The organism is Liquorilactobacillus vini DSM 20605 (assembly GCF_000255495.1).
Lineage (GTDB): Bacteria > Bacillota > Bacilli > Lactobacillales > Lactobacillaceae > Liquorilactobacillus > Liquorilactobacillus vini.
The window spans coordinates 1-22,491 of record NZ_AHYZ01000136.1; the positions used below are offsets into that span (position 1 = coordinate 1).

At 38.3% G+C, this 22,491-nt stretch carries 19 protein-coding genes and 1 pseudogene; 7 read left to right on the forward strand and 13 right to left on the reverse strand.

What is annotated here, in order from left to right; all coding sequences use genetic code 11:
- The 8 genes and pseudogenes from ON15_RS07760 to mnmE all read right to left on the reverse strand — a co-directional run.
- Positions 1-320, reverse strand: a pseudogene (locus ON15_RS07760) (hypothetical protein); the annotation flags it as partial.
- A gap of 72 nt (positions 321-392) precedes the next feature.
- Positions 393-1,406, reverse strand: a complete 1,014-nt coding sequence (locus ON15_RS07765; RefSeq protein WP_010580930.1) for a lipoate--protein ligase — start codon at positions 1,404-1,406, stop codon at positions 393-395.
- A 24-nt stretch (positions 1,407-1,430) separates the two neighbouring features.
- Complete coding sequence (gene lpdA / locus ON15_RS07770) at positions 1,431-2,834, reverse strand: dihydrolipoyl dehydrogenase (protein ID WP_010580931.1); 1,404 nt, start codon at positions 2,832-2,834, stop codon at positions 1,431-1,433.
- 6 nt (positions 2,835-2,840) lie between these two features.
- Positions 2,841-4,133, reverse strand: coding sequence for a 2-oxo acid dehydrogenase subunit E2 (locus tag ON15_RS07775; RefSeq protein ID WP_010580932.1), 1,293 nt, complete (start codon positions 4,131-4,133; stop codon positions 2,841-2,843).
- A gap of 16 nt (positions 4,134-4,149) precedes the next feature.
- Positions 4,150-5,127: an alpha-ketoacid dehydrogenase subunit beta gene (locus ON15_RS07780; protein WP_010580933.1), complete on the reverse strand. Its 978-nt coding sequence runs from the start codon at positions 5,125-5,127 to the stop codon at positions 4,150-4,152.
- A 1-nt stretch (position 5,128) separates the two neighbouring features.
- Positions 5,129-6,229, reverse strand: a complete 1,101-nt coding sequence (pdhA, locus tag ON15_RS07785; RefSeq protein WP_010580934.1) for a pyruvate dehydrogenase (acetyl-transferring) E1 component subunit alpha — start codon at positions 6,227-6,229, stop codon at positions 5,129-5,131.
- A 292-nt stretch (positions 6,230-6,521) separates the two neighbouring features.
- The gene (gene mnmG / locus ON15_RS07790; RefSeq protein WP_010580935.1) at positions 6,522-8,429 is read right to left on the reverse strand and encodes a tRNA uridine-5-carboxymethylaminomethyl(34) synthesis enzyme MnmG; all 1,908 of its coding nucleotides are present in this window, start codon (positions 8,427-8,429) and stop codon (positions 6,522-6,524) included.
- Positions 8,430-8,453: 24 nt separating this feature from the next.
- Complete coding sequence (mnmE, locus tag ON15_RS07795) at positions 8,454-9,845, reverse strand: tRNA uridine-5-carboxymethylaminomethyl(34) synthesis GTPase MnmE (RefSeq protein ID WP_010580936.1); 1,392 nt, start codon at positions 9,843-9,845, stop codon at positions 8,454-8,456.
- A gap of 771 nt (positions 9,846-10,616) precedes the next feature.
- Between mnmE and ON15_RS07800 the strand changes: the two genes are divergently transcribed.
- Entirely contained in the window at positions 10,617-11,702 is a 1,086-nt protein-coding gene (locus ON15_RS07800) for a PTS transporter subunit IIC (RefSeq protein WP_010580937.1), read from the forward strand.
- A gap of 111 nt (positions 11,703-11,813) precedes the next feature.
- A complete protein-coding gene (locus tag ON15_RS07805; RefSeq protein WP_010580938.1) occupies positions 11,814-12,734 on the forward strand; it encodes an L-lactate dehydrogenase in 921 nt (306 codons plus the stop codon).
- Between the two features lie 121 nt (positions 12,735-12,855).
- Here ON15_RS07805 and ON15_RS07810 read toward each other — a convergent pair whose 3' ends face one another.
- From ON15_RS07810 to ON15_RS07825, 4 genes are read right to left on the reverse strand one after another with little or no spacing between them, the layout of a single operon-like run.
- Complete coding sequence (locus ON15_RS07810) at positions 12,856-13,317, reverse strand: YbaK/EbsC family protein (RefSeq protein WP_010580939.1); 462 nt, start codon at positions 13,315-13,317, stop codon at positions 12,856-12,858.
- A gap of 45 nt (positions 13,318-13,362) precedes the next feature.
- Positions 13,363-13,821, reverse strand: coding sequence for a universal stress protein (locus tag ON15_RS07815; RefSeq protein ID WP_010580940.1), 459 nt, complete (start codon positions 13,819-13,821; stop codon positions 13,363-13,365).
- Positions 13,822-13,840: 19 nt separating this feature from the next.
- Positions 13,841-14,866, reverse strand: a complete 1,026-nt coding sequence (locus ON15_RS07820; protein WP_010580941.1) for a CPBP family intramembrane glutamic endopeptidase — start codon at positions 14,864-14,866, stop codon at positions 13,841-13,843.
- Between the two features lie 21 nt (positions 14,867-14,887).
- Entirely contained in the window at positions 14,888-15,628 is a 741-nt protein-coding gene (locus ON15_RS07825) for a deoxynucleoside kinase (protein ID WP_026049541.1), read from the reverse strand.
- 132 nt (positions 15,629-15,760) lie between these two features.
- Between ON15_RS07825 and ON15_RS07830 the strand changes: the two genes are divergently transcribed.
- Complete coding sequence (locus ON15_RS07830; RefSeq protein WP_010580943.1) at positions 15,761-16,234, forward strand: nucleoside 2-deoxyribosyltransferase; 474 nt, start codon at positions 15,761-15,763, stop codon at positions 16,232-16,234.
- A gap of 309 nt (positions 16,235-16,543) precedes the next feature.
- A complete protein-coding gene (gene trpB / locus ON15_RS07835) occupies positions 16,544-17,734 on the forward strand; it encodes a tryptophan synthase subunit beta (protein WP_010580944.1) in 1,191 nt (396 codons plus the stop codon).
- A 142-nt stretch (positions 17,735-17,876) separates the two neighbouring features.
- Here trpB and ON15_RS07840 read toward each other — a convergent pair whose 3' ends face one another.
- Positions 17,877-18,854 (reverse strand): DUF3114 domain-containing protein, encoded by a 978-nt coding sequence (locus ON15_RS07840; protein WP_010580945.1) that lies wholly within the window; start codon positions 18,852-18,854, stop codon positions 17,877-17,879.
- A 604-nt stretch (positions 18,855-19,458) separates the two neighbouring features.
- On the opposite strand from ON15_RS07840, the gene leuB reads away from it, so the two are divergent.
- The 3 genes from leuB to leuD are packed head-to-tail and all read left to right on the forward strand — an operon-like array spanning position 19,459 to position 22,474.
- Entirely contained in the window at positions 19,459-20,505 is a 1,047-nt protein-coding gene (gene leuB / locus ON15_RS07845) for a 3-isopropylmalate dehydrogenase (protein ID WP_010580946.1), read from the forward strand.
- A 6-nt stretch (positions 20,506-20,511) separates the two neighbouring features.
- Positions 20,512-21,888, forward strand: coding sequence for a 3-isopropylmalate dehydratase large subunit (gene leuC, locus ON15_RS07850; RefSeq protein WP_010580947.1), 1,377 nt, complete (start codon positions 20,512-20,514; stop codon positions 21,886-21,888).
- A gap of 1 nt (position 21,889) precedes the next feature.
- Positions 21,890-22,474, forward strand: a complete 585-nt coding sequence (leuD, locus tag ON15_RS07855) for a 3-isopropylmalate dehydratase small subunit (RefSeq protein ID WP_010580948.1) — start codon at positions 21,890-21,892, stop codon at positions 22,472-22,474.
- Positions 22,475-22,491: the final 17 nt, after the last annotated feature.

The window sequence follows — 22,491 nt, forward strand, 5'->3', positions numbered from 1 at the left end:
CTCAATCGAAAAAACAGTTTACAGCCACTGGTAACTTTGATATAACAGTCATCACTAATGATTTGTCGACCGACAGGGATTTTGAAAATTTTTGTTCCTTGAAAGGTCAGCTGCTGTTTCATGTGAAACATTGGATCCAAGGCCACTTCAATTTTTTCAAAAATCAACGTTTCTTGCCCAAATTGATTAGTTAACACAATGCGAATCTTATCACCACTAAGATTACAATTAATTTGAATTGTTTCCGTCAATTCTTTAGTTTTGACTGGTAGTGATGCAAAATTCACATTTTGACGATACCAAATTGGCTGCCAATCCATTTAAAAATTCCTTTCAAAATTGAAAAAGCAAACTAAAAGTATTGACCAGCCAATGATCAATACTTTTAGTTGCTAATCAACTAATAACTTAATAATTTCCTTGCGTGGAATTCCTTTAAAATACTGGTCCAAATCGATTTGTGAAAGTTTTTGATCAAGCGGTGCTGCTTGATAAGTTAAATCTTGAAGTTGTTTTTCTAAATCAGCAACATTCGCAGTTCCAAAAAAGTCACCATAAAATTTAATTTGCTTAATTTTTCCTTGTTTAATCAACAAACGAGCATCGATCGTTCCGTTAGTAAAATGTTTCCGTTTTTGAACCGTATATTCAGGAGACTGGCCGTAGACCCAAGCCCAATTATTGTAATATTTTTGTTGCAGCAATTCAATTTGCTCCTGATCCGCTGGCGTTAGCTGATACTCAAACTTTTGAGCAGCTGTCATTCCTGAAACTTTCAGCAATCGCATAATCAATTGATCACGAAACTCCTCAGTTGTTATTTGCTGATATTCTGGTGCAAGATAAGGTCGCAAATTTGTTACTCGGCTACGAACCGATTTGATTCCTTTTGACTTAATTTTGTCCTCTGGCACATGTAAAGCCTTCGCCACTTCTGAAGTATCAACATCAAGCATCAATGTTCCATGAGAAAAAGTTTTCCCGTTTTTAGTATACATCGCATTGCCAGAAAATTTCTTACCATCAACAACGATATCATTTCTACCAGTCACTTGCGCTCCAGTTACTCCCATTTCATGTAAAGCTTTAACAATTGGAGCAACCATTGTTTTAAAATCACCAAAGCGCTGCTCTTTAGCGGAAACAATAAAACTAAAGCAAAGATTACCTAAATCTTGATACATTGCACCTCCTCCAGATAAACGGCGAGTTACAGTTACTTGATGTTCCCGACAATATTTTTGATCAATTTCTTCAACTGTATTTTGATTACGTCCAACGATTACGCATGGTTTTTCAATATAAAATAAAACCATTGGCAATTTGATTTGATCATTATTCATTAAATATTGTTCCGTTGCTAAATTGCGGCGGATATCAAAACTCTTCATGGCTAAATATTGCATTTATACTACTTCCCTTACAACCTTTTAAATATTAGTTGGCAATCCCAACCCAACATCAGCCGCATCCAAAACAGCTTCACTAATACTTGGATGCGGATGAATCGTCAAAGCTAAATCATCAATTGTTGTTCCAGTTTCAATAGCTAAGGTCAATTCTGAAATTAAATCACTAACATGAGGACCAACCATTTGGGCTCCTAATAACGCGCGACTCGACCTTTCAAAAATCAAGCGAACAAATCCAGTTGCACTATCCATTGAAATCGCCCGACCATTAGCTGCAAATGGGAACTGAGCTTTAACAGCATCCAAGTTACGATCTCGGGCCTCTTTTAAAGTTAAACCTGTTGTTGCAATTGCACTATCGGTATAACAAACTGCAGGCATCGCCCGATAATCAATCACTGCTTTTGAGCCTGAAATTGCTTCAGCAGCAATTTTTCCTTCATAACTAGCTTTATGAGCTAAAGCTGGTCCAGGTACAATATCACCAATTGCAAAAATATTTGGTACTGTCGTGCGGCTTTGAGCGTCAACCTTAATTAAGCCCCTTTGATCCATTTGAATACCAACGTGTTCTAAGCCCATTTCATACGTATTTGGTTTACGGCCAACACAAACTACACAGTAATCGGCTGTAATTTTCTTTTCTTCGCCAGCTACTTTAAACGTAATCGTAACTTGCTGATCATTTTGTTCAGCTTTTTGGGCCATCGCTTTCGTATAAATGTCAACTTTTTGCTGACTAAAATGATGCTCAATTACTGAAACTAAATCTGGTTCATAATTAGCTAAAATCCGATCACTGCCTTCTAAAATTGAAACATGTGCTCCCAAGTTAGCGTAAGCTGAGGCCAATTCACAACCAATATAGCCACCACCAACTACAACTAAGTTCTTAGGAACTGCTTGTAAATCAAGTGCCCCCGTTGAATCGAGAACCCTGCCTGAAAATTTAAAGTTGGGAATTTCGATTGGATGACTTCCAGTTGCCAAAATCAAATTCTTAAAAGTATAAGTTTGAGCTGAATCCCTCTTAATAACCCTTAAAGAATGAGAATTTTTTAAAAAGGCACTGCCCCAAATTACATCAATTTTATGCTTTTTAAACAGGCCAGCAACTCCACCCGTTAATTTATCAACTACAGTTTTTTTCCAAGCTTGTGTTTGTTTAAAATCTAAAGTGGCAGCGGTCACTCGTAGCCCCATTTTGGTAGAATTCATCGCACGCTGATAGCGATGAGCTGCCTCAATTAAAGCTTTTGAAGGAATGCACCCAACATTTAAACACACCCCCCCAATAAACTCACGCTCAATTACTGTTACCTTTTGCCCTTTTTCAGCTGCTCGAATTGCTGCGACATAACCACCAGGGCCAGCTCCAACGACGACAGTATCTAGATCAATTGCAAAATCACCAACTACCATTGTTTCTCACCCTTCCATCAATAACAGTTCTGGATCTTCTAATAATTCTTTTAATCGATTCAGTGCACGCTGAGCAGTAGCTCCATCAATTACTCGATGATCAAATGATAATGATAATTTCATTACATAGGCAACTTGCACCTGGTTCTCAGCAACAACTGGAGCTTTAACGATCCGTCCTAAACCTAAAATGGCTACTTCCGGCCAATTGATGACTGGCGTAAAGAAGCCACCACCGATTGAGCCAATATTAGTGATTGACATTCCGGTATGCTTCATATCACCGCTAGTTAATTTCCCAGCTTTTGCCTTCTGAGTGTTTTCAGATATTTCCCGGGCAATATCAAATAAGCTCAGCTGATCAGCGTGTTTAACATTAGGAACGAATAAGCCGTGATCGGTATCTGTAGCAATTCCAATATTAATATAGCCATTGTAAATGATCTCCTGATTTTCCAGATCAACTTGGGAATTGAAGATTGGAAATTCCTTCATAACTAACGCTAATGCCTTAACAACATAAGCCAAAAAAGTTAGATGTACTTCTCGTTTAGCAGCCAACTCTTTGTATTTCTTTCGATGATCCCATAATTGATCTACCACTGCCTCATCAAAGACGGTAACATGTGGAATATTCTGCTTGCTGCGAATCATTGCTTTGGCAGTTGCTCTGCGAATTGATGACATTTTTTCCCTCGTTTGTGGCCATAAAGCATCTGACGAAACTGAATTAGCAGGCATAAATGCTGGTTCTGTTTTCTCATCAATTGTAGCATCTGTTTGGTTTCCTTTTCCTTGCAAGAATTGATCAATATCTGCTTTAACAATGTGTCCATGGCTGCCTGTGCCCTTAATTTTTGTTAGGTCAACACTATTTTGCCGAGCGTATGCCCGCACTGCCGGCATTGCTAAAACTGGCAAGCTCGTATCTGGCACTCCAACTTTGGTTTCAGCTGACTCTGGTTGGACAGGTTTGGGGACCGCTGTTTCCAGCTTAACTCCAGTTGGTGAAGCTGGCGTTTGAGCTGTTGGCGCGGCCACTGCTGCAGGCTCACCTTGCTCAGATTCAAACTCGACCAGCACTTGTCCAACTGTCGCTGTTTGACCTTCAGCTACTAAAATTTGTTTTACTGTTCCTGTTACTGGGGAAGGAATTTCTTCAACCGATTTATCATTTTCAATTTCAAGCAGATCGTCATCTTCCTTTAATTGATCACCTGGTTTTACATACCATTTGGCAACTGTTCCTTCTGACATTCCTTCACCAATATCAGGTAATTTAAATTGATAAATGCCCATTTGTTTTGCCTCCTAATTAATATGTCAAAATCTCTTTAGCCTTGGCAACGATCTGCTTTTCATTTGGCAACCAATCCGCCTCAGCATCACTAAATGGATAAGGGGTATTAGGTGCGGCAACTTGCCCAATTGGTGCACTTAAATAAAGAATTCCTTTTTCAGCAATTAACGATGCAACTTGGGCCGCAACCCCAGCTTGTTTTTGTGCTTCTTGGACAATGACTACCCGGCTAGTTTTCTTAATTGAAGCTAAAATCGTTGTTTCATCAAGTGGCGAAATTGTTCTTAAATCGACCACTTCAGCTTTGATACCTTCCTTAGCTAATTGCTCACTTGCCTTTAAACATTCTTGAACCATATAGCCATATGAGATCAAGGTTAAATCGCTGCCTTCTTTAGCAACTGCTGCTTGATCTAAAGGAACCGTATAAGCTTGCTCTGGAACTTCCTGCTTAATTGAACGATAAAGTTTCATATGTTCCAAAAAGAAGACTGGATCATCCGAACGAATTGCGGAAATTAAAAGTCCTTTAGCATCGTAAGGATTGCTTGGCACAACGACTCGTAAACCCGGCACCTGAGCAATCAGCCCTTCTAAACTATCAGCATGCAATTCAGGAGTGTGGACCCCGCCACCAAAAGGAGCTCGAATCGTGATTGGCATCTTTCGTGTTCCACCTAATCTGAATCTGATTCGTGAAAGCTGTCCAGCAATTTCATCCATCGCTTCAAATACAAAACCAAAAAATTGAATTTCTGGAACTGGTCGAAATCCCTTTAATGCTAGGCCTGTTGATAAGCCAATGATCCCTGATTCAGCTAATGGCGTATCAAAAACCCGCTGCTCGCCATACTTTGCCTGCAAACCCTCAGTTGCTCGGAAAACACCACCATTTTTACCAATATCTTCACCAAAGATCAAAACTTGGTCATCATGTGCCAATTCTTCATCTAGTGCATCAGTTATTGCTTTGATCATCGTTTTTTGACTCATTTTAGTGTGCCTCCTTTTCCTCATATTCTGCCGCAGCTTGTTGTAAACTATTTGGCAGATCAACAAATGTATTCTTTAAATATTCACTAATTTTTTGTTTAGGCATTTTTTCGACTTGATCGATTGCCTCATTAATTTCCGCTTTAGCAGCCGCTACCCATTGATCTTCTTGAGCTTGACTCCAAAGCCCTTTTGCAGTCAAATACTTGCGCATCCTAATCAATGGATCTTTATGATGCCATGGTTCACCGCTTTCTTTAGTCCGATAACGTTTAGGGTCATCACCCGAAAGAGTATGCGGACCATAACGATAAGTCAATGTTTCAATTAAAACAGGTCCATTACTGGCAGTTACATATTCACGGGCTTCTTTCATTGTTTCATAAACCGCTAACGCATCCATTCCATCAACTTGAATGCCAGGAATGCCTGCAGCAACCGCTTTTTGAGCTAATGTCTTAGCAGCAGTTTGTTTGCTACGTGGCACTGAAATTGCAAAACCGTTATTTTGAACAACGAAAATTGCAGGTGCTTTAAAAGCTCCGGCAAAGTTGATCCCTTCATAAAAGTCACCTTGAGAAGTACCACCATCACCAGTGTAAGTGAAAGCAACTTGATTTTCTCCTTTTAATTTGATTCCTAAAGCCACACCCGCAGTTTGAACATATTGCGCGCCGATAATAATTTGTGGAGGTAAAGCTGAAAAATCTTGTGGATATTTATTGCCTTCCACATGACCAATTGACCAGAGAAAAGCTTTGTAAAGCGGCAGGCCATGCAAAACTAACTGTGGAACATCACGATAAGCTGGTAATAAAAAATCAGTCTTCTTCATTGCAAAATTTGAAGCTATCTGACTGGCTTCTTCACCCGCTGTTGGCGCATAGAATCCCAACCGTCCTTGACGATTTAGCTTAGTGGACCTATCATCCAGTGTACGTGACCAGATCATTTGATGAAAAAGCTCTTGCAACTCTTCATCAGGTAAAATATCGTCAAAGTCTTTTTGTAGTAACTTACCATCTGGATCTAACACTTTAACGGTTTTAAACTCATCAGCTTGCTGAGTTAACGTTGAAAAATCAATCATTTTTTGAGACATTAGTCTAACCTCCTTAAACTTTAAAAATTCCAACTACTTTGATTATAACGAAAAAATCTTTAGCATCTATTAAAATGCTGTTTGGTTTAACTATATAAACCGCTTACATTCTTATTTTAAAGCAATCTTTATTAATTTTAAACATCGTGACTTTTTGAGCATTTGATTTTTTTAATTTTTCTTGATTTAATTTATCAAAATTAATTTTTCTGATAAAAAAAGTTTTTCTTGTGAATAAAAAAGCAAAGCTACTCTAGTCTAAGTTTTTAACTAGAATAGTTTTGCCTGAAATTTAATTAACCTTAGCAATTCGTCCTTGTTCAATATAAACGGCCAAAATAGCCATATCAGCTGGATTAACGCCACTAATACGACTAGCTTGTGCTAACGTTTCTGGTTGAATCTTCTTTAGTTTCTGCCGCGCTTCAGTAGCTAAACCATCAATCGCATCGTAATCGATTTTAGCTGGGATTTTCTTAGCTTCCATTTTTTTAAGTCGCTCAATTTTTTGATAAGCCTTTTTAATATAACCAGCATATTTGAATTGAATTTCAACTTGTTCAATTACCCGTTGATCAAGTGGCTGTGCTGGGGCAGGAATGAAATTCTGTAAGTCCTGATAATTTACTTCTGGTCGCCGCAAAAATTCACTTGCCAAAACGCCATCTTTTAATGGAGTTGATCCATGTTGCTTTAAAAATTCATTAACCTGCTGATTTGGTTTAATTCGAATTGTCTGCAAACGTTGCTTTTCAGCCTCAATGGCTTGCCTTTTCTTTAAAAATTCTTGGTAACGTTCCTCAGAAATTAACCCAACCCGATGGCCAATCTCTGTCAAACGCAAATCAGCATTGTCATGCCGTAAAATCAAACGATATTCGGCACGTGATGTTAATAAACGATATGGCTCATTTGTTCCTTTAGTTACCAAATCGTCAACCATTACTCCGATATAAGCATCACTGCGTTTTAAAACTAATTCTTCTTTTCCTAAAGCATGCAAACCAGCATTGATGCCGGCTAAAATACCTTGACCAGCGGCCTCTTCATATCCTGAGGTGCCGTTTGTCTGACCTGCTGTGTATAAGCCCTTGACTAACTTAGTTTCCAAAGTTGGTCTTAATTGATATGGTGAAACAATATCATATTCTATTGCATAGCCTGGACGCATTAGCTTAGCTTGCTCCAAGCCCTTGACTGAATGAGCAATTTTAAGTTGAATCTCTTCTGGCATTGACGTTGATAAACCATCTAGATAATATTCAGCTGTTTGCCTTCCTTCAGGTTCAATGAAAATCTGATGTCGTGGCTTATCGGCAAACCGAACAATCTTATCTTCAATTGACGGGCAATAACGTGGACCAACACCTTTGATGATTCCAGAAAACATTGGTGCACGATCTAAATTATCGCGAATAATTTGATGAGTCTTTTCATTAGTATAAGTCAGCCAACAAGACAATTGATCCTTAGGCGGAATATAATCTTCATCTTTGCTTTCAAAACTAAAATGATTTGGCTGTTGATCACCGGGTTGTTCTTCTGTTTCAGCATAGTTAATCGTTTGTCCATTAACACGTGGTGGAGTCCCCGTTTTGAAGCGTTTCAGCTCAAAACCCAGTTTTTCCAGATTGCCAGATAACTTTTTCGCTGGTTGGGTATTATTTGGACCTGAAGAATAGGTCAATTCACCAATAATAATTTTGCCCCGAGCAGCTGTTCCGGTAGTTAGAACAACACTTTTGGCACCATAGCGTGCACCAGTGTTAGTGATCACGCCCTTAATCACACCATCTTCAACTATTAAATCATCAACAATTGCTTGTCGCAAAATCAAATGGGGCTGTTTCTCTAAAGTATGCTTCATTTCAATTGAATACATTCGCTTATCAGCTTGTGCTCGTAATGCTCTGACAGCCGGCCCCTTACCGGTATTCAACATTCGCATTTGAACATATGTCTTATCAATGTTGCGACCCATTTCCCCACCTAATGCATCGACTTCACGCACAACGATTCCCTTGGCCGGACCACCAATCGATGGGTTGCAGGGCATAAAGGCTGTCATTTCCAAATTGATTGTAATCAACAATGTTTCATTTCCCATTCGCGCTGCTGCTAAGGCGGCTTCACAGCCAGCATGTCCAGCTCCAACTACGATCACATCATAATTCTGTCCTTGATATTGCTTGACTTCCATTTTGATCTCCTATATTTATAATTATTACTTTCCTAGGCAAAATTGGCTGAATAACTGATCTAATAACTCATCTTGATAACTATCACCTGTAATTTCTCCTAATAGCTCCCAACAAGTTGTCAGATCAGTTTGAACTAAATCAACTGGCATCCCTGCAGCTAATCCATGTAATACATCATTCAAAGCTTGTTTAGCCTGCTGTAAAAGTGCAATGTGACGAGCATTAGTAACTAAGACTGTAGTTTGACTATTTTCAATTCCTGCAAAGAACAAATTTGCGATAGCTGTCTCTAACTGATCAAGCCCCTGGTTTTTCAAAACCGAAGCTTGCAAAATAGTAGTGCTTGTACCAACTAGTTCTTCTAAAGCTGTTCCGGTCAGCTTTTGTGGCAAATCTGCTTTATTGACAATAATCAAACGTTTTTTATCAGCTGTCAATGCTAACAGTTGCCGATCCTCAGTTGTTAGTGATTGACTACCATCTAAAATTACCATTACCAAGTCTGCTTGGTCGATTGCTTTTTTAGAACGTTGAACGCCTATCTTTTCAACTTTATCTTCAGTTTGACGAATTCCAGCCGTATCAATCAACTTAAGTGGAACACCATTAACATTAGCATATTCTTCGATCACATCACGTGTTGTGCCTGCCACATCAGTTACAATTGCTTTTTCCTCATGCAATAAGTGATTCAATAAACTTGATTTACCAACATTAGGCCGACCAACAATCGCGGTTGACAAGCCCTCTCTTAAAACTTTTCCTTGTTTGGCGGTTGCTAAAAGCTGCGTGATTCGTGTCCGTAAATCCGTTGCTTTTTCTCGTAATAACTTCGCAGTCATCACTTCGGCATCATCATATTCAGGATAATCAATGTTGACCTCAACTTGAGCCAGAACATTTAAAATATCCTGCCGAAAATGTTTGATCAAATGTCCCAAATTTCCATCTAACTGGTTTAAAGCAACCTTCATTGACCGATCAGTTTTAGCGCGGATTAAATCCATTACAGCTTCAGCCTGTGATAAATCAATTCGGCCATGTAAAAAAGCCCGTTTAGTGAATTCACCAGGCTCAGCTAATCGTGCTCCATTACTGAGAACCAATTGTAAAATCTGATTGGTTGCAACAATTCCACCATGACAATTAATTTCTACAATATCTTCTCGCGTAAAAGTTTTAGGAGCGCGCATAACCGAAACCATAACTTCATCGATTTCCTGCCTATTTTCAGGATCAACAATATGTCCGTAATTAATCGTGTGACTTGGAACTTTAGTTAAATTCTTTCCTTTAAAAATTTTTTGTGCGATTATAACTGCTGCTTGACCGCTAAGCCGGACAATCGAAATTGCCCCTTCGCCAGGAGGTGTGGAAATCGCAGCAATCGTATCAAATTCTGTAACCTCATTCAATTATAAATACCTCCCCAAAATTCATTTTATTTAGTTTTAGACAAGAAAAAAAGCGCTAGTCCACGGAATAAATAATTAATCACGTGGATAAAGCACTTTGACTACTTTATCAATTAAGATAAGAATGATTGACTCTAATATACTTGCAAATTTATAAAATGTCAACTTGCAGCCTTACCCCAACTTTTGTTCCTGTCCTTTAAAAGTTATTTGAACTTTGCAGCTTATCGAGTTTTAGTTTGGGCTTTCGTCAAAAAAGTTGTACCTTGAAACAAACAATGTCTTCAAAGGTTTTTCAACTAAATTTATGAAAAAAATAAAATTTTCATTAAAAAAAGCTTGCAATTTTAATTTTTGTCATTATAATTATTGATATCAAGTAAAAGTTGAATTTAATTTGAAGGGAGTTGGATAGCATGTCACGAAGTTGTCGACCTAATTTCAACACAATCGTAGTTGAATACCTAGTGAGCCTAGTCATTATTAGCACGCGCGATGTGCTATTCAATGTCTCGGCTAATTAGTATGTAATTGAGATTTGAATCCATCGCGCTTAGGAGTTTAATCTAAGGCGATGGAATTTTTTTATTATCAGCATCCATCGTTTTAGTTAAAAATGATGGGTGCTTTTTTATTACATTTTGATTGCCATCAGCTTTTAATTTAAAGGGGGAATTCATTCTTCATTTCTTAATTTTTATAGAGCTTCACGTATCACACTTTCAACTACTACTACATCATTTTAAAACAATTACAAAAGGAGTTCTTTCTATGGAAAATACTACTTATTCTGACCACAATGTAACTGTTAAAGAATATGCCTATCGAGTAAGCGCAGCTATTGCAAATGCTATTCTAGTTACCTTAGGAATTGGCTTACTAATCCAAACAGTTGCTTCTTTTATTCACTGGAACGCACTTTATCAAGTTGGAATTATGGCTAATGATTTACTTGCCCCAGCTTTGGGCGTTGCAATTGCTTCACAGCTTAACACTAATTCATTAGTTATTTTCAGTGCCATGATTTCATCAACCGTTGGGGCAAATGCCGTCCATTTTACTAATGCTGCTGTTAATGGAACCACTGCAACTGGTTCAACTCTTGCTCAAGCAGCTGGCAGTGCAGTAATTTCAACTGGGCAACCAGTTAGTGCAGTTTTAGCTGGACTAATTGCTGCCTTAGTTGGCAAATACTTAACTGGTAAAACTCCTTTAGACATGATGTTAGTGCCGCTGACTGCTACTTTAGTCGGGGGGATCAGCGGCTTGGGGTTAGCAGCTGTGACAACGCCATTATTGCTGGATGTAAGTGCCTTTATTGCTAAAAGTATGCAAGTTAATCCATTTGTTGGTTCAATTGCTGTTTCATTAGTTTGGGCTTTATTTTTAATGACGCCAGCTTCTTCAGCTGCTTTGGCAATTGCTTTAACACTTGATCCAATCTCTTCGGCTGCTGCTTTGATTGGAACAACTTCACAATTTGTTGCTTTTACAGCAATGTCATTCCGGCAAAACAATTTAGGCGCTAATATTGCGCAAGGCGTAATGACGCCTAAAGTTCAATTTCCAAACCTGCTGGTCAATCCGTTATTGTTAGTTCCTTCATTATTATCAGCGATTGTTTGCGCACCAGTTGCCATTATTTTGTTTGGCTTTCGTTCCACTTATAAATTAGCTGGTTTAGGATTGAATTCATTTATTGCACCATTAGCATATGCCGCTCAAGGATGGGGACCTTTTGCAATTTATATGTTTACCGGTGTGGTTTTACCAGCTACGATTTCATTAGTTACTTACGGTATGATGAAAAAAGCTGGCTTGATTAAAAATAATCAACTACATTTGGAAATTGTTTAGTGAGCATTTAATTTTATTTCATAGGGGAAATAAAATTTATTCAATATCAGATAATTGAACGATTTGAAATTTTTTAATATCAGATAAACAAATTAAGGAGACGGATTATTCATGGGAAGAAAATATGCTGTTCTAGGTGTTGGTCATGTTGGTTCAACTGTTGCCTTCGCTCTAGTAACTAAAGGTGATGCAGACGAACTAGTATTAATTGATAAGGATGAAAAAAAAGCTCGAGCTGAACAACTCGACTTGCAAGATGCAACTGCTCGACTAGAAACACGCCCCAAAATTAAGGTTCAGGATTATCATGAACTAAAAGATACTGATATTTTATTTGTAACCGCCGGCAATATTTTAGCTTTGAAAAATCAAACTGGCAATAATCGTTGGGCTGAGTTTAATGATACACGTGAAATTGTTAAAGATATTGCTCCCAAAATCAAAGCTAGTGGTTTTCATGGTGTTATGATTGTTACAATGAATCCTTGTGATGCGATTGCTCAATATCTGCAAAAGGAAATTGGCTTGCCACAATCACAAGTAATGGCAACTGGAACATTCTTAGATACCGCTCGAATGCAACGAGTTGTTGCTGAACAATTTTACGTTGATCCTAAAAATGTAACTGGTTATGTTTATGGTGAACACGGCAATTCACAATTTATTGCTTGGTCAACAGTTAAAGTCAACGGTTTAGATTTGCTGCCACTAGCTAAAAAGAAAAATCTACCATTATCAAAATTAGAAGAACATGTTAAAGCTGGCGGCTGGGATGTATATGCTGGTAAAGGTTACACCAGTTATGCAATTGCAACTTGTGCGATTAAACTCAGTCGAGCTGTCTTAGATGATGCTCATCTAATGTGTCCTTGTTCTTATTATAATCAGAAGTATGATTCATATGTAGGTCAACCGGCAATTATCGGAAAAAATGGGGTTGAGGAAGTTGTTGATGTTCCATTAACCGCTGAAGAAAAGGCAAAATTAGCCAATTCAGCTTCCACGATCAAAGAAAAATTCGCTACTTTGTAATTTATTTGTGTGGGCATTTTCATTTACAAAATAACGAGTCTAGCCCTAAAAGAACAGATTCAGATAAAATTATCTGAATCTGTTCTTTTTTGCCCCCCTATTCAACTATATATAAACAACTTTATTTTGTTACCTTGACCCAGCGTTGATAATGACTTAAAGTGAGCAACTCAGGTAACGTTAAACGAGCTGCATGAAATTGGTCTCCGGCAGCCGGAAAAACTTCCAGATCATTTTCCAGACTCTGATCAAGATAAACCTCGACACCTGAATTTAAAGCAAATGGACAAACACCACCAACTGCATGCCCAATTAAATCATTAATTTGATCAGCTGGTATCATGCGCGGCCGCACACCAAATTCAGCCTTAAAATTGTGATTATCAATTCTGGCATTCCCAGCCATTACAACAACTACTGGCTGGCCATTAATTTTAAAAGCTAAGGTCTTAGCGATTTGCTCAGGTAAAATAGCCAGTGTTTTGGCAGCCTCGGCAACCGTCGCTCCAGAAGCTGGCAAGCGAAACAATTTATCTGCTACCTGCCGGCTTTCAAAATAAGCTTTGACTTTTGCAAACGACATTAAAACTCCCCCTATTCAAAACCAATTACAATTACACCTTAATACCTACTTCTCACTGCGAGCTAGTAACACATCACAGCTTGCTTCTCGAACCACAAACGAAGCAACCGATCCCATGACTAATCGTTCTAAAAAGTTCTTCCCGGTTGAGCCCACAACAATCAAATCATTATGATACTCTGGTTGAAAATCCTGAACAATAACCACTTTAGGATTACCAAAACGTAAATGCACATGAAACTGCTTTGAACTCAAATCATATTTTTTAACTAACTCTTGATTAAGTTTGGTCAAATAAGATTCATTAGCTTGTTCGATTTGATAAACTTGCTCGCCATCTAAAATCAGACCGGTATTGCCTAAATCCAGTGAGTTCATATCCATTACCTTTAAAATATCCAGATGCGCCTGATTTTCTTTAGCGATTTTAATTGCTTTATTCAAAGCAATTTTTGCACCTTTTGATCCATCAATTGGGACTAAAATGCGTTGATAATTTATCATTTTATTTCCTTCTCTCTAATTAAACGCGGCCCAGACTTAAACAAGCTATAATAACAACACTAACGGTGATCAAGATCACTAAATGATTGCCAAAATATAGTTTGATAAACTGGCGGGAAAGTTTCAACTTTGAAAACCAAGCTTTAATCAGTTGACTTTTAGCTGCAAGGACCAAGACTCCTATTATTCCACCAAATAAAATTAACCCACTACTGATTTCATTTGCCGCTATCGTTGGTACCAAACGTAAAAGCTGATTCAAAAAATCCCCTAAAACAAAATTATTAAAAATATGCAGGAGCAACGACCAAAAGAGTCCATAGGTTAACGCTGTATATCCCAAAACTAAGCCAATCAAAAAAGCAAACGGACTTTGAACAAAATTAACATGATATAAGCCAAACAGATAAGCTGAGCCCAAAATTGCCAAAACTGAATTAATTTTATTTAAACTCTGCAAAACAAAACCACGGAAAACCAATTCTTCCAGCAAAGGACCAAAAACAGCTGCATACAATAGCATTGAAAAACTTTCACTATGTTGTGTCGCATCTTTTAACTGCGCTAAGACACTCAGGCCAAAAAGTTGAAAAACACTTTCTAGAAACTGGGCAAAAAGACTTGCTGCAATCTGACCAGTTAACAAAATCGCAATCAAACTTAAAAAAGTTTTGGCAGTCATTTTTTGTGGCCCAGTTTGCCAATACCTTTGCCAATCTTGTTTGGAAGAAATCAAGATAATAAAAATAAAACCAAATAAAATTGCTGCCAAATATGGCCAACCACTTTGATTCAAACGCTGAAGCGGCCATTTTAAAACGTGCTTTAAAAAAAGAAAAACTCCGCTGGCACCAACTTGAAAAATTAAATAATAAATCAATGTCACTCCAACAATTTTAGTGATTTTTTTTTGCAAGAAACTTTTTTTGCTAATAATCTGTTTAATCCATTGCAAAACCTTCACCTCAGTTTTAATAAAAGTATAATATTTTTTAGTTCTTGAGGCTAGTTGTTTATTGATAAAAAGCAAAAAAACAGGAGGCAATTAACTTCCCCCTGCTGATCATTAAGCTTTATTTGCCTGCCGATGCTGATAAAACAATTTATCAGCATGAGTGGTTGAAATCTTACCTAATGTTAAAAGTTTTTTTTCAATTTTTTCAAGCACCTGAACTCGATCTAATTGGTTTCCTACAAAGTCAAACCGATCACCATCAATGATCAATTGTGGTGAAATATCGTAGTTCTTCATCCAGTGATCATAATATTTTAATAATCGCTGATAATAAGTCACCAATGACGGATCCTTTGCAACTAATTCGTATTTACGTCCTCGTTTATTGATCCGCTGAATCATCGTCTCATAAGATACTTTGATAGTGATCATCAAGTCTGGTGATTTTTTCTTAGCTGCGTAAGGTAGTTCTTCCATCATATTGTCCAACAAGCTTTTATAAATCTGATATTCAACTTGGGTCGCATTTCCCAAATCGGTATTCATTTTCATAAATATTTGATCTTCATAAATTGATCGATCTAAAATATCATTATCATTTTGCATAGCCTCTTTGATCATTTTAAAGCGACGATTCAAAAAATATGTCTGCAACAAATAAGCATATGGATTAGTTGCTTCTAAATCCCCAGCTGCTCTTTTTTGGGCAGCTATTTCATTTCCTTTATAAAACAATGGTAAAACCGGATTGTCTTCCACCGGTTCAAAAAATGCTTTAGTGCCTAGCTCTTTCGCCAAAATTCCCGTTAAACTTGACTTGCCTGAACCAATAATTCCCGATAATGTGATCAAAATAACTGCTCCACCCTTTCTTAGTTGACCATTTATCATCATACCCTGACTGATCAAAAAAATAAAGCATTAGCTTGCTAAGTATAGTATGATAAATTTATCATCTTATTAATTTAAAGTGAGGTTGGTAAAGTGAACAAAATTTATCTAGCAGCACCTTTTTTTAGCGATCAACAACAGCAGCGAATTCAATTAGTTAAAACCGCACTCGAAAAAAATTCGACTATTGATTCGAAAAGCATTTTTTTACCGCAAGAACATCAATTTGAGGAAGAAGAATTTGGCAGTCGTGCTTGGCAGCAATATGTTTTTGCTTCTGACGTTCGCCAAATCTATCGAGCTGATGTTCTGGTTGCAATTTTAGACTATAATTTAGAAAATGGCGACAATGAAGGCGATTCGGGTACGATGTTTGAAATTGGCGTTGCTTTTGCTAATCATACTCCAATTGTCGTGATTCAGTTCGACCCGCAAAAAAATCTCAATTTAATGATCGCTCAAAGCTTAACAGCTTATTTTGATGCTAGTCAAAATGGCTTACAGGATCTAAGCAATTACAACTTTGATGAACTTAAATCTAAACCCGCTAAACGTCCAGTTATCTAAATTAGTTTTTGTTTGACTTTTAATAATAATTCATTAATAATAAAAGCATCAAAGATAGAAAGGAAGACAGAAATGACATTTTCACGTAGAAACTGGCAACTTTGGCATAGTTAAGCGAGGAACGTCATAATTAACGGCTGTGACTCGCTAAGATCAAATTTTGATTTTTAGAGAGTCTATGCCGGAGTCTTTCATTTTACGGAATTGGGTATTTTACCAAGTTGACACCGTCATAGCGATGAGTGTCAACTTTTTTTGTCTGACTAGACTCTCTACTTAACAGTAAAAATTATAAAAGGAGTGTCTAATATGACAGAACAAACAAAAACAGGATTTTTTGGTGAATTTGGTGGTCAATTTGTACCTGATCAGGTTAAGGAAGCTTTGAATCAAGTTGCAGCAGCCTATAATCAATTTAAGGATGACCCTCAGTTTCAACAAGAATTGGCTTATTATCTCAAAGACTACTCAGGACGGCCAACACCGCTATATTTTGCGGAATCGCTGACCAAATATTTAAAGGGTGCCAAGATTTATCTCAAGCGTGAAGATTTAAATCACTTGGGAGCCCATAAATTAAATAACGTTCTAGGTCAAATTTTATTAGCCAAACGAATGGGCAAAAATAAAGTTATTGCTGAAACTGGTGCTGGTCAACATGGTGTCGCAACCGCAGCTGCCGCAGCTAAATTTGGGATGGAATGTGAAATTTTCATGGGAGCTGAAGATGTTGAACGTCAAAAATTAAACGTTTTTCGAATGAATCTGCTTGGAGCTAAAGTTCATGCTGTCCATACTGGCAATGGAACTTTAAAAAATGCCGTCGATGCTGCGTTTTCCTACTTCTCTCAGCATTTAGCTGACACATATTATGTCTTAGGCTCAGCCGTCGGTCCATATCCTTATCCAATGATGGTCAAAGATTTCCAAAGCGTAATTAGTCGCGAAGCCAAAAAACAAATTTTAAAAAAAGAAGGCCGCTTGCCAGATGCAGTAATTGCTTGTGTTGGTGGTGGTTCAAATGCGATAGGTGCTTTTGCGGAATTTATTTCAGATCCACAAGTTCGACTGATTGGAGCTGAAGCAGCTGGCAAAGGCGTCGATACTCCCGAAAATGCCGCAACTATGACTAATGGCAAGATTGGTATTTCTGACGGCATGCGTTCTTACGTTTTACAAGATGATCAAGGAAATATCTTACCAGCTTATTCGATTTCAGCCGGCCTTGATTATCCCGGGGTTGGTCCTGAACATTCTTACTTAAAAGATGCTAAACGGGCTGAATATTATCCAATTACTGATCAAGAAGCTGTCGCTGCTTTCGTCTTGTTATCAAAAACAGAAGGGATCATCCCTGCTTTGGAAAGCTCGCATGCCGTAGCTCAAGCTGTTAAAATCGTGCCAAAAATGGATCCTAAACAAATCGTGATCATTAATATTTCTGGCCGTGGCGATAAAGACGTTAGCCAAGTCGCACGTTATTTAGGAAGAAAGATTTAATTCCCAACTAGAAAATTTCCCTTATTTGATAATTGTCAAAAAGCCCGAACAAATTTGGGTTTCTGCCAATGGAGACGCTAGAATTCCTCCAAACTGTAATGGCTTTAAAACTTATGCTGGAGTGGAGTAATCCACTCCAGTTTTATTCACTAAAATTAAATACTTTGTTTCCTCTTTGCTGCCAATAATCAGCAAAGCCCCGATTTCTTGCTGGCAAGCTTTGCTGATAAAACCGGCGAAAGTCAAGATAGACCATTCGCCGGTTTGGAATGGGAACTTTCTGCCAGCTAGCGAAATCCTTATTAGTGACAATTAGGTCGATATATTCTCCTTGGCGCCGATAACTGCTCGGTGTTCGAAATTTTCTTTTGAGCAACCAACGGCGTATTTGCGGATCAGTAGGATGCATCACATCTAAACGCTGATGAGTATCATTAAATTTTAATAACCACGCCCACCGTCCTTTAGGCAAGCCAAAATTAAATGAACCGGTGTTAGCAACTGCTGATAACACAGATAATGGATACGTATTTTTATTGGAATCAATTAACTGATTGGTCAATTGGCGATACACATCCCATTCGGTCACAAATTTTTGTGTGTCTATTTCCAAAATAAATTCTGACATGCGGTGCCAGCTATCAACTTGAACTTTAAAGTTTTGTGGGTAACTAAATTTCTTGTTGAGTAAATACCGATTATGGAAACGCGCGCTGGTACTGTAATCAAGTTTGATTTTAAAAAGCTGACCATAGTTTTGTAACTTTTTAAAATCAGTTTGACCGCTAAAATTCGTTCGAATATAACGAATGCTTTGCCAATCTAGGTAGCTGCGAAATAAATGGATCTCCCCTGCTAGCTCAGCTAATTGCGGTTGTGCAGGATCCCTGGCATATGCTCGTAAACTTTTTGCTGGAAAAGCTCGCCGAACCTGTTTTCTGAATTCAACTAAAAAATCAGCATGCGGAGGTAATCGTGGATAAAATTGCTGCCGCTTAATTTGCAAAAAGCCATTTTGATCAATACTCGCCTGTACCTGTCGCAAAACCAGCCTTAATCTAGCTGCTGCTGGTAAAGTTAATCTTTTAAAAGCTCGAGTATAGAGTGGCGAACCAATCAAGTTTAATTGAGTAAGCCGGGTGATCCATTAGCAGTTTTAAGGTACCTCGATCGATCAAATTTCTCCAACCGGTTTCTTTTAATGATTCCATTAACTTTTGGTTGATCATTACCACCCTCTCTTAAAAAGCAGCTGTCTTTTTAAAAGATTTTACACTCTTGCAAAAGCTGACTCAAGCTTTATACAAACTCCTATGTACTTATGATTACTTGCCTGCGCATTACTAACTTAATATATCAAGCTGTTATTAAGTGTGCCAGACAAAGCAGCTTGTATTGATATAGTGATATTTAAAAAGCAACTAATTGTTTCACGTGGAACAAGTTTAGTTACTTTAGAAAAATTTACAATTTACTATTGACATGAAATTAAAAAGGGATTAAGTTATTATTAAATAAAGTGAAAGGAGTTCTTAGTCATGCAACAGATAAATTCAACTTATTCAACAATTGAATTTGCCCTACTACTGTGACTGAGGACTCTGACATCAATTATGTCGAGTCCTATTTGCGGTTATCGGAGTGGGGCTCGATGAAAAAGCGTCTCATTCTAATTATGAATGAGACGCTTTTTCATTGTTTAAAAATTTCAAAGGAGTAATGCAATGACTACCAAAAAAATTGCTGTTTTACGTGGAGATTATATTGGGCCAGAAATCATGACTGCTGGTTTAGCTGTCTTGGCTGCTGCCTGTACTGGTAAATTTGCTTATCAAATTCAAGATTTACCTTTCGGTGGTCAGGCAATCGATGCAGTTGGTGATCCCCTGCCAGCTGAAACAATTCATAGCTGCCAAAACGCTGATGCTGTTTTGTTGAGTGCAATTGGCGGTCCTAAGTGGGATCAGGCTAAGAAGCGTCCCGAAGCCGGATTATTACAAATCAGAAATGAATTGCAGTTATTTGCTAATATTCGGCCAACCCGGGTCGATCCGATTCTTGCTCAAAATTCTCCTGTTAAAGAAGCTGTTATTCAAGGAACTAATTTTGTGATCGTTCGCGAATTGACCAGTGGAATTTACTTTGGCCAGCCACGAAAGCAAACTGCGACGGCGGCCCTTGATACTTCAACTTACACTAAACAGGAAATCGAACGGATCCTGCGCTTGGGTTTTAAGATGAGTGAACACCGTCAAAAACATGTAACAATCGTCGATAAGGCCAACGTTTTAGCAACTTCCAAGCTTTGGCGGCAAGTTACCCAACAAGTTCAGGCAGATTTCCCAACTGTCAAAGTTGATTTTAGCTACGTCGATGCAGCTTCAATGAAATTGATCAGTCAGCCAACCTTCTTTGACGTGATTATCACCGCTAATTTGTTTGGGGATATTTTAAGTGATGAAGCTTCCGTTTTAACTGGTTCATTAGGAACAATTCCTTCGATGAGTGCTGGCAATAATGGCCCAAATCTTTACGAACCGATCCACGGCTCTGCTCCAGATATTGCTGGCAAAGGGATCGCAGACCCATTGGCAATGATTCAAAGTATTGAAATGATGCTTCGCGAATCATTTCATGAAAATCAAATTGCTGATCAGATCGCTGTTGCGGTTAGACAGACTATCAAGGCTGGAATCGTAACGCCGGACTTAGGCGGTCACGCAACCACCAAGGAAGTAACCGCCAAAATTATTGAAAATTTGAAAGGATGAAACAACATGGGGAAAACATTATTTGATAAGGTATGGGAAAAACATGTGATTACTGGTCAAGCTGGTGAGCCCCAATTGATCTATGTCGATCTGCATTTGGTTCATGAAGTCACCTCTCCGCAAGCTTTTGAAGGCTTGCGAGAAAATCAGCGTCAGGTTCGACGACCAGAGCGAACTTTTGCGACAATGGATCATAATGTGCCAACTAAAGATATTTTCAACATCAAAGACCAGATTTCAAAAAAGCAGATTGAAACTCTTGAAAAAAATTGTCAAGAATTCGGAATTCGCTTAGCTAAAATGGGAACTGCTGATCAAGGAATCGTCCATGTAATTGGGCCGCAGCTTGGATTAACTCAACCAGGACAAGTAATTGTTTGTGGCGACTCACATACCGCAACGCATGGTGCTTTTGGCTCAATTGCTTTTGGAATTGGTACTTCTGAAGTCGAACACGTCTTGGCAACCCAAACCATTTGGCAAATGAAGCCAAAAACGATGGGAATTCATTTACATGGCCAGCTTCAACCAGGCGTTGCCGCTAAGGATATTATCATGGCCTTGATTGCTCAACATGGCGTTAATTTTGGTGTTGGTTATGCAGTTGAATTCTACGGTGATACTTTACAGCAGCTTTCCATGGAAAATCGTATGACTATTTGCAATATGGCCATTGAAGGCGGTGCAAAAATGGGAATGATGAAACCAGATCAAACCACCTTTGATTATTTAAAGGATCGCAAATACACTCCACGAAATTTTGCAGCAGCTGTTGACTATTGGAAGCAATTTTATACTGATGACCCGAGTGATTATGATCAAATTATTGACTTTGATGTCAGCCAGTTAGCTCCCTATATTTCTTGGGGGACTAATCCGGCGATGGCAATTCCAATAACAGCTACTTTGCCCAAGTCGAGTGATAAGAACTTTGAACGTGCTTATCACTATATGGACTTGAAACCAGGAATCAAAGCTACCGAGATCCCCATTCAATGGATCTTTATTGGTTCCTGCACAAATGGTCGCTTAGAAGATATCAAAGAAGCTGCTAAGGTTATTAAGGGACATCATATTTCGCCTCATGTTACTGCATGGATCGTTCCTGGGTCGCGAACTGTCAAAAATGAAGCTGAAAAATTAGGACTTGATAAAATTTTCAAAGACGCCGGTTGCGAATGGCGTGATCCTGGTTGTTCGGCCTGTTTGGCAATGAATCCTGATAAAATTCCGGCGGGCATTCACTGCGCTTCAACTACTAATCGCAACTTTGAAGGCCGACAAGGGAAAGACGCTCGAACGCATTTAGCTAGCCCGGCGATGGTCGCCGCAGCTGCTATTTATGGACATTTCGTTGATATTCGCCAAAAGGAGGCAATTTAAGATGGAAGCTATTACTGTACATCGTGGTACAACAATTCCACTGATGAATAACAATATTGATACTGATCAAATTATTCCTAAGCAATTTTTAAAAAATATTTTAAAAGTTGGTTATGGACAACACTTATTTAATGACTGGCGTTACCAGGATGGTGGTACCCCTGATCCAAGTTTCATTTTAAATGACGCTGAACGTCGACAAGCAACAATTTTGATTACCGGCGACAATTTTGGCTGCGGATCTTCTCGTGAACATGCTGCTTGGGCTTTAAAAGACTGGGGCTTTAAAATTATTATTGCCGGTGGCTACAGTGATATTTTCTTCATGAATTGCACCAAGAATGGCTTGTTGCCGATTATTTTGCCTCAAGCTGCTCGCAATCAATTAGCCAAACTTGCTCCAGATCAGGAAATCACTATTGATTTACCCAAGCAAAAAGTAATCAATGGAACGATCAGTTATTCATTTGATATCGATCCAACTTGGAAAGAAAAGTTTATTAACGGGACCGATGACATTGATGTAACCCTGCAATATGAACCACAAATCAGTGCTTTTGAACAAAAAATACCGAACTTTGGATAATCTGATCTACCATAGGG

Coding starts and splice junctions, on each gene's coding strand:
- ON15_RS07775 (WP_010580932.1), bottom strand. CDS start 4,133: ATGGGCATTTATCAATTTAAATTACCTGATATTGGTGAAGGAATGTCA.
- pdhA (WP_010580934.1), bottom strand. CDS start 6,229: ATGTCTCAAAAAATGATTGATTTTTCAACGTTAACTCAGCAAGCTGAT.
- leuD (WP_010580948.1), top strand. CDS start 21,890: ATGGAAGCTATTACTGTACATCGTGGTACAACAATTCCACTGATGAAT.
- ON15_RS07815 (WP_010580940.1), bottom strand. CDS start 13,821: ATGATAAATTATCAACGCATTTTAGTCCCAATTGATGGATCAAAAGGT.
- mnmG (WP_010580935.1), bottom strand. CDS start 8,429: ATGGAAGTCAAGCAATATCAAGGACAGAATTATGATGTGATCGTAGTT.
- trpB (WP_010580944.1), top strand. CDS start 16,544: ATGACAGAACAAACAAAAACAGGATTTTTTGGTGAATTTGGTGGTCAA.
- ON15_RS07800 (WP_010580937.1), top strand. CDS start 10,617: ATGGAAAATACTACTTATTCTGACCACAATGTAACTGTTAAAGAATAT.
- leuB (WP_010580946.1), top strand. CDS start 19,459: ATGACTACCAAAAAAATTGCTGTTTTACGTGGAGATTATATTGGGCCA.
- ON15_RS07805 (WP_010580938.1), top strand. CDS start 11,814: ATGGGAAGAAAATATGCTGTTCTAGGTGTTGGTCATGTTGGTTCAACT.
- lpdA (WP_010580931.1), bottom strand. CDS start 2,834: ATGGTAGTTGGTGATTTTGCAATTGATCTAGATACTGTCGTCGTTGGA.
- ON15_RS07780 (WP_010580933.1), bottom strand. CDS start 5,127: ATGAGTCAAAAAACGATGATCAAAGCAATAACTGATGCACTAGATGAA.
- ON15_RS07810 (WP_010580939.1), bottom strand. CDS start 13,317: ATGTCGTTTGCAAAAGTCAAAGCTTATTTTGAAAGCCGGCAGGTAGCA.
- ON15_RS07765 (WP_010580930.1), bottom strand. CDS start 1,406: ATGCAATATTTAGCCATGAAGAGTTTTGATATCCGCCGCAATTTAGCA.
- leuC (WP_010580947.1), top strand. CDS start 20,512: ATGGGGAAAACATTATTTGATAAGGTATGGGAAAAACATGTGATTACT.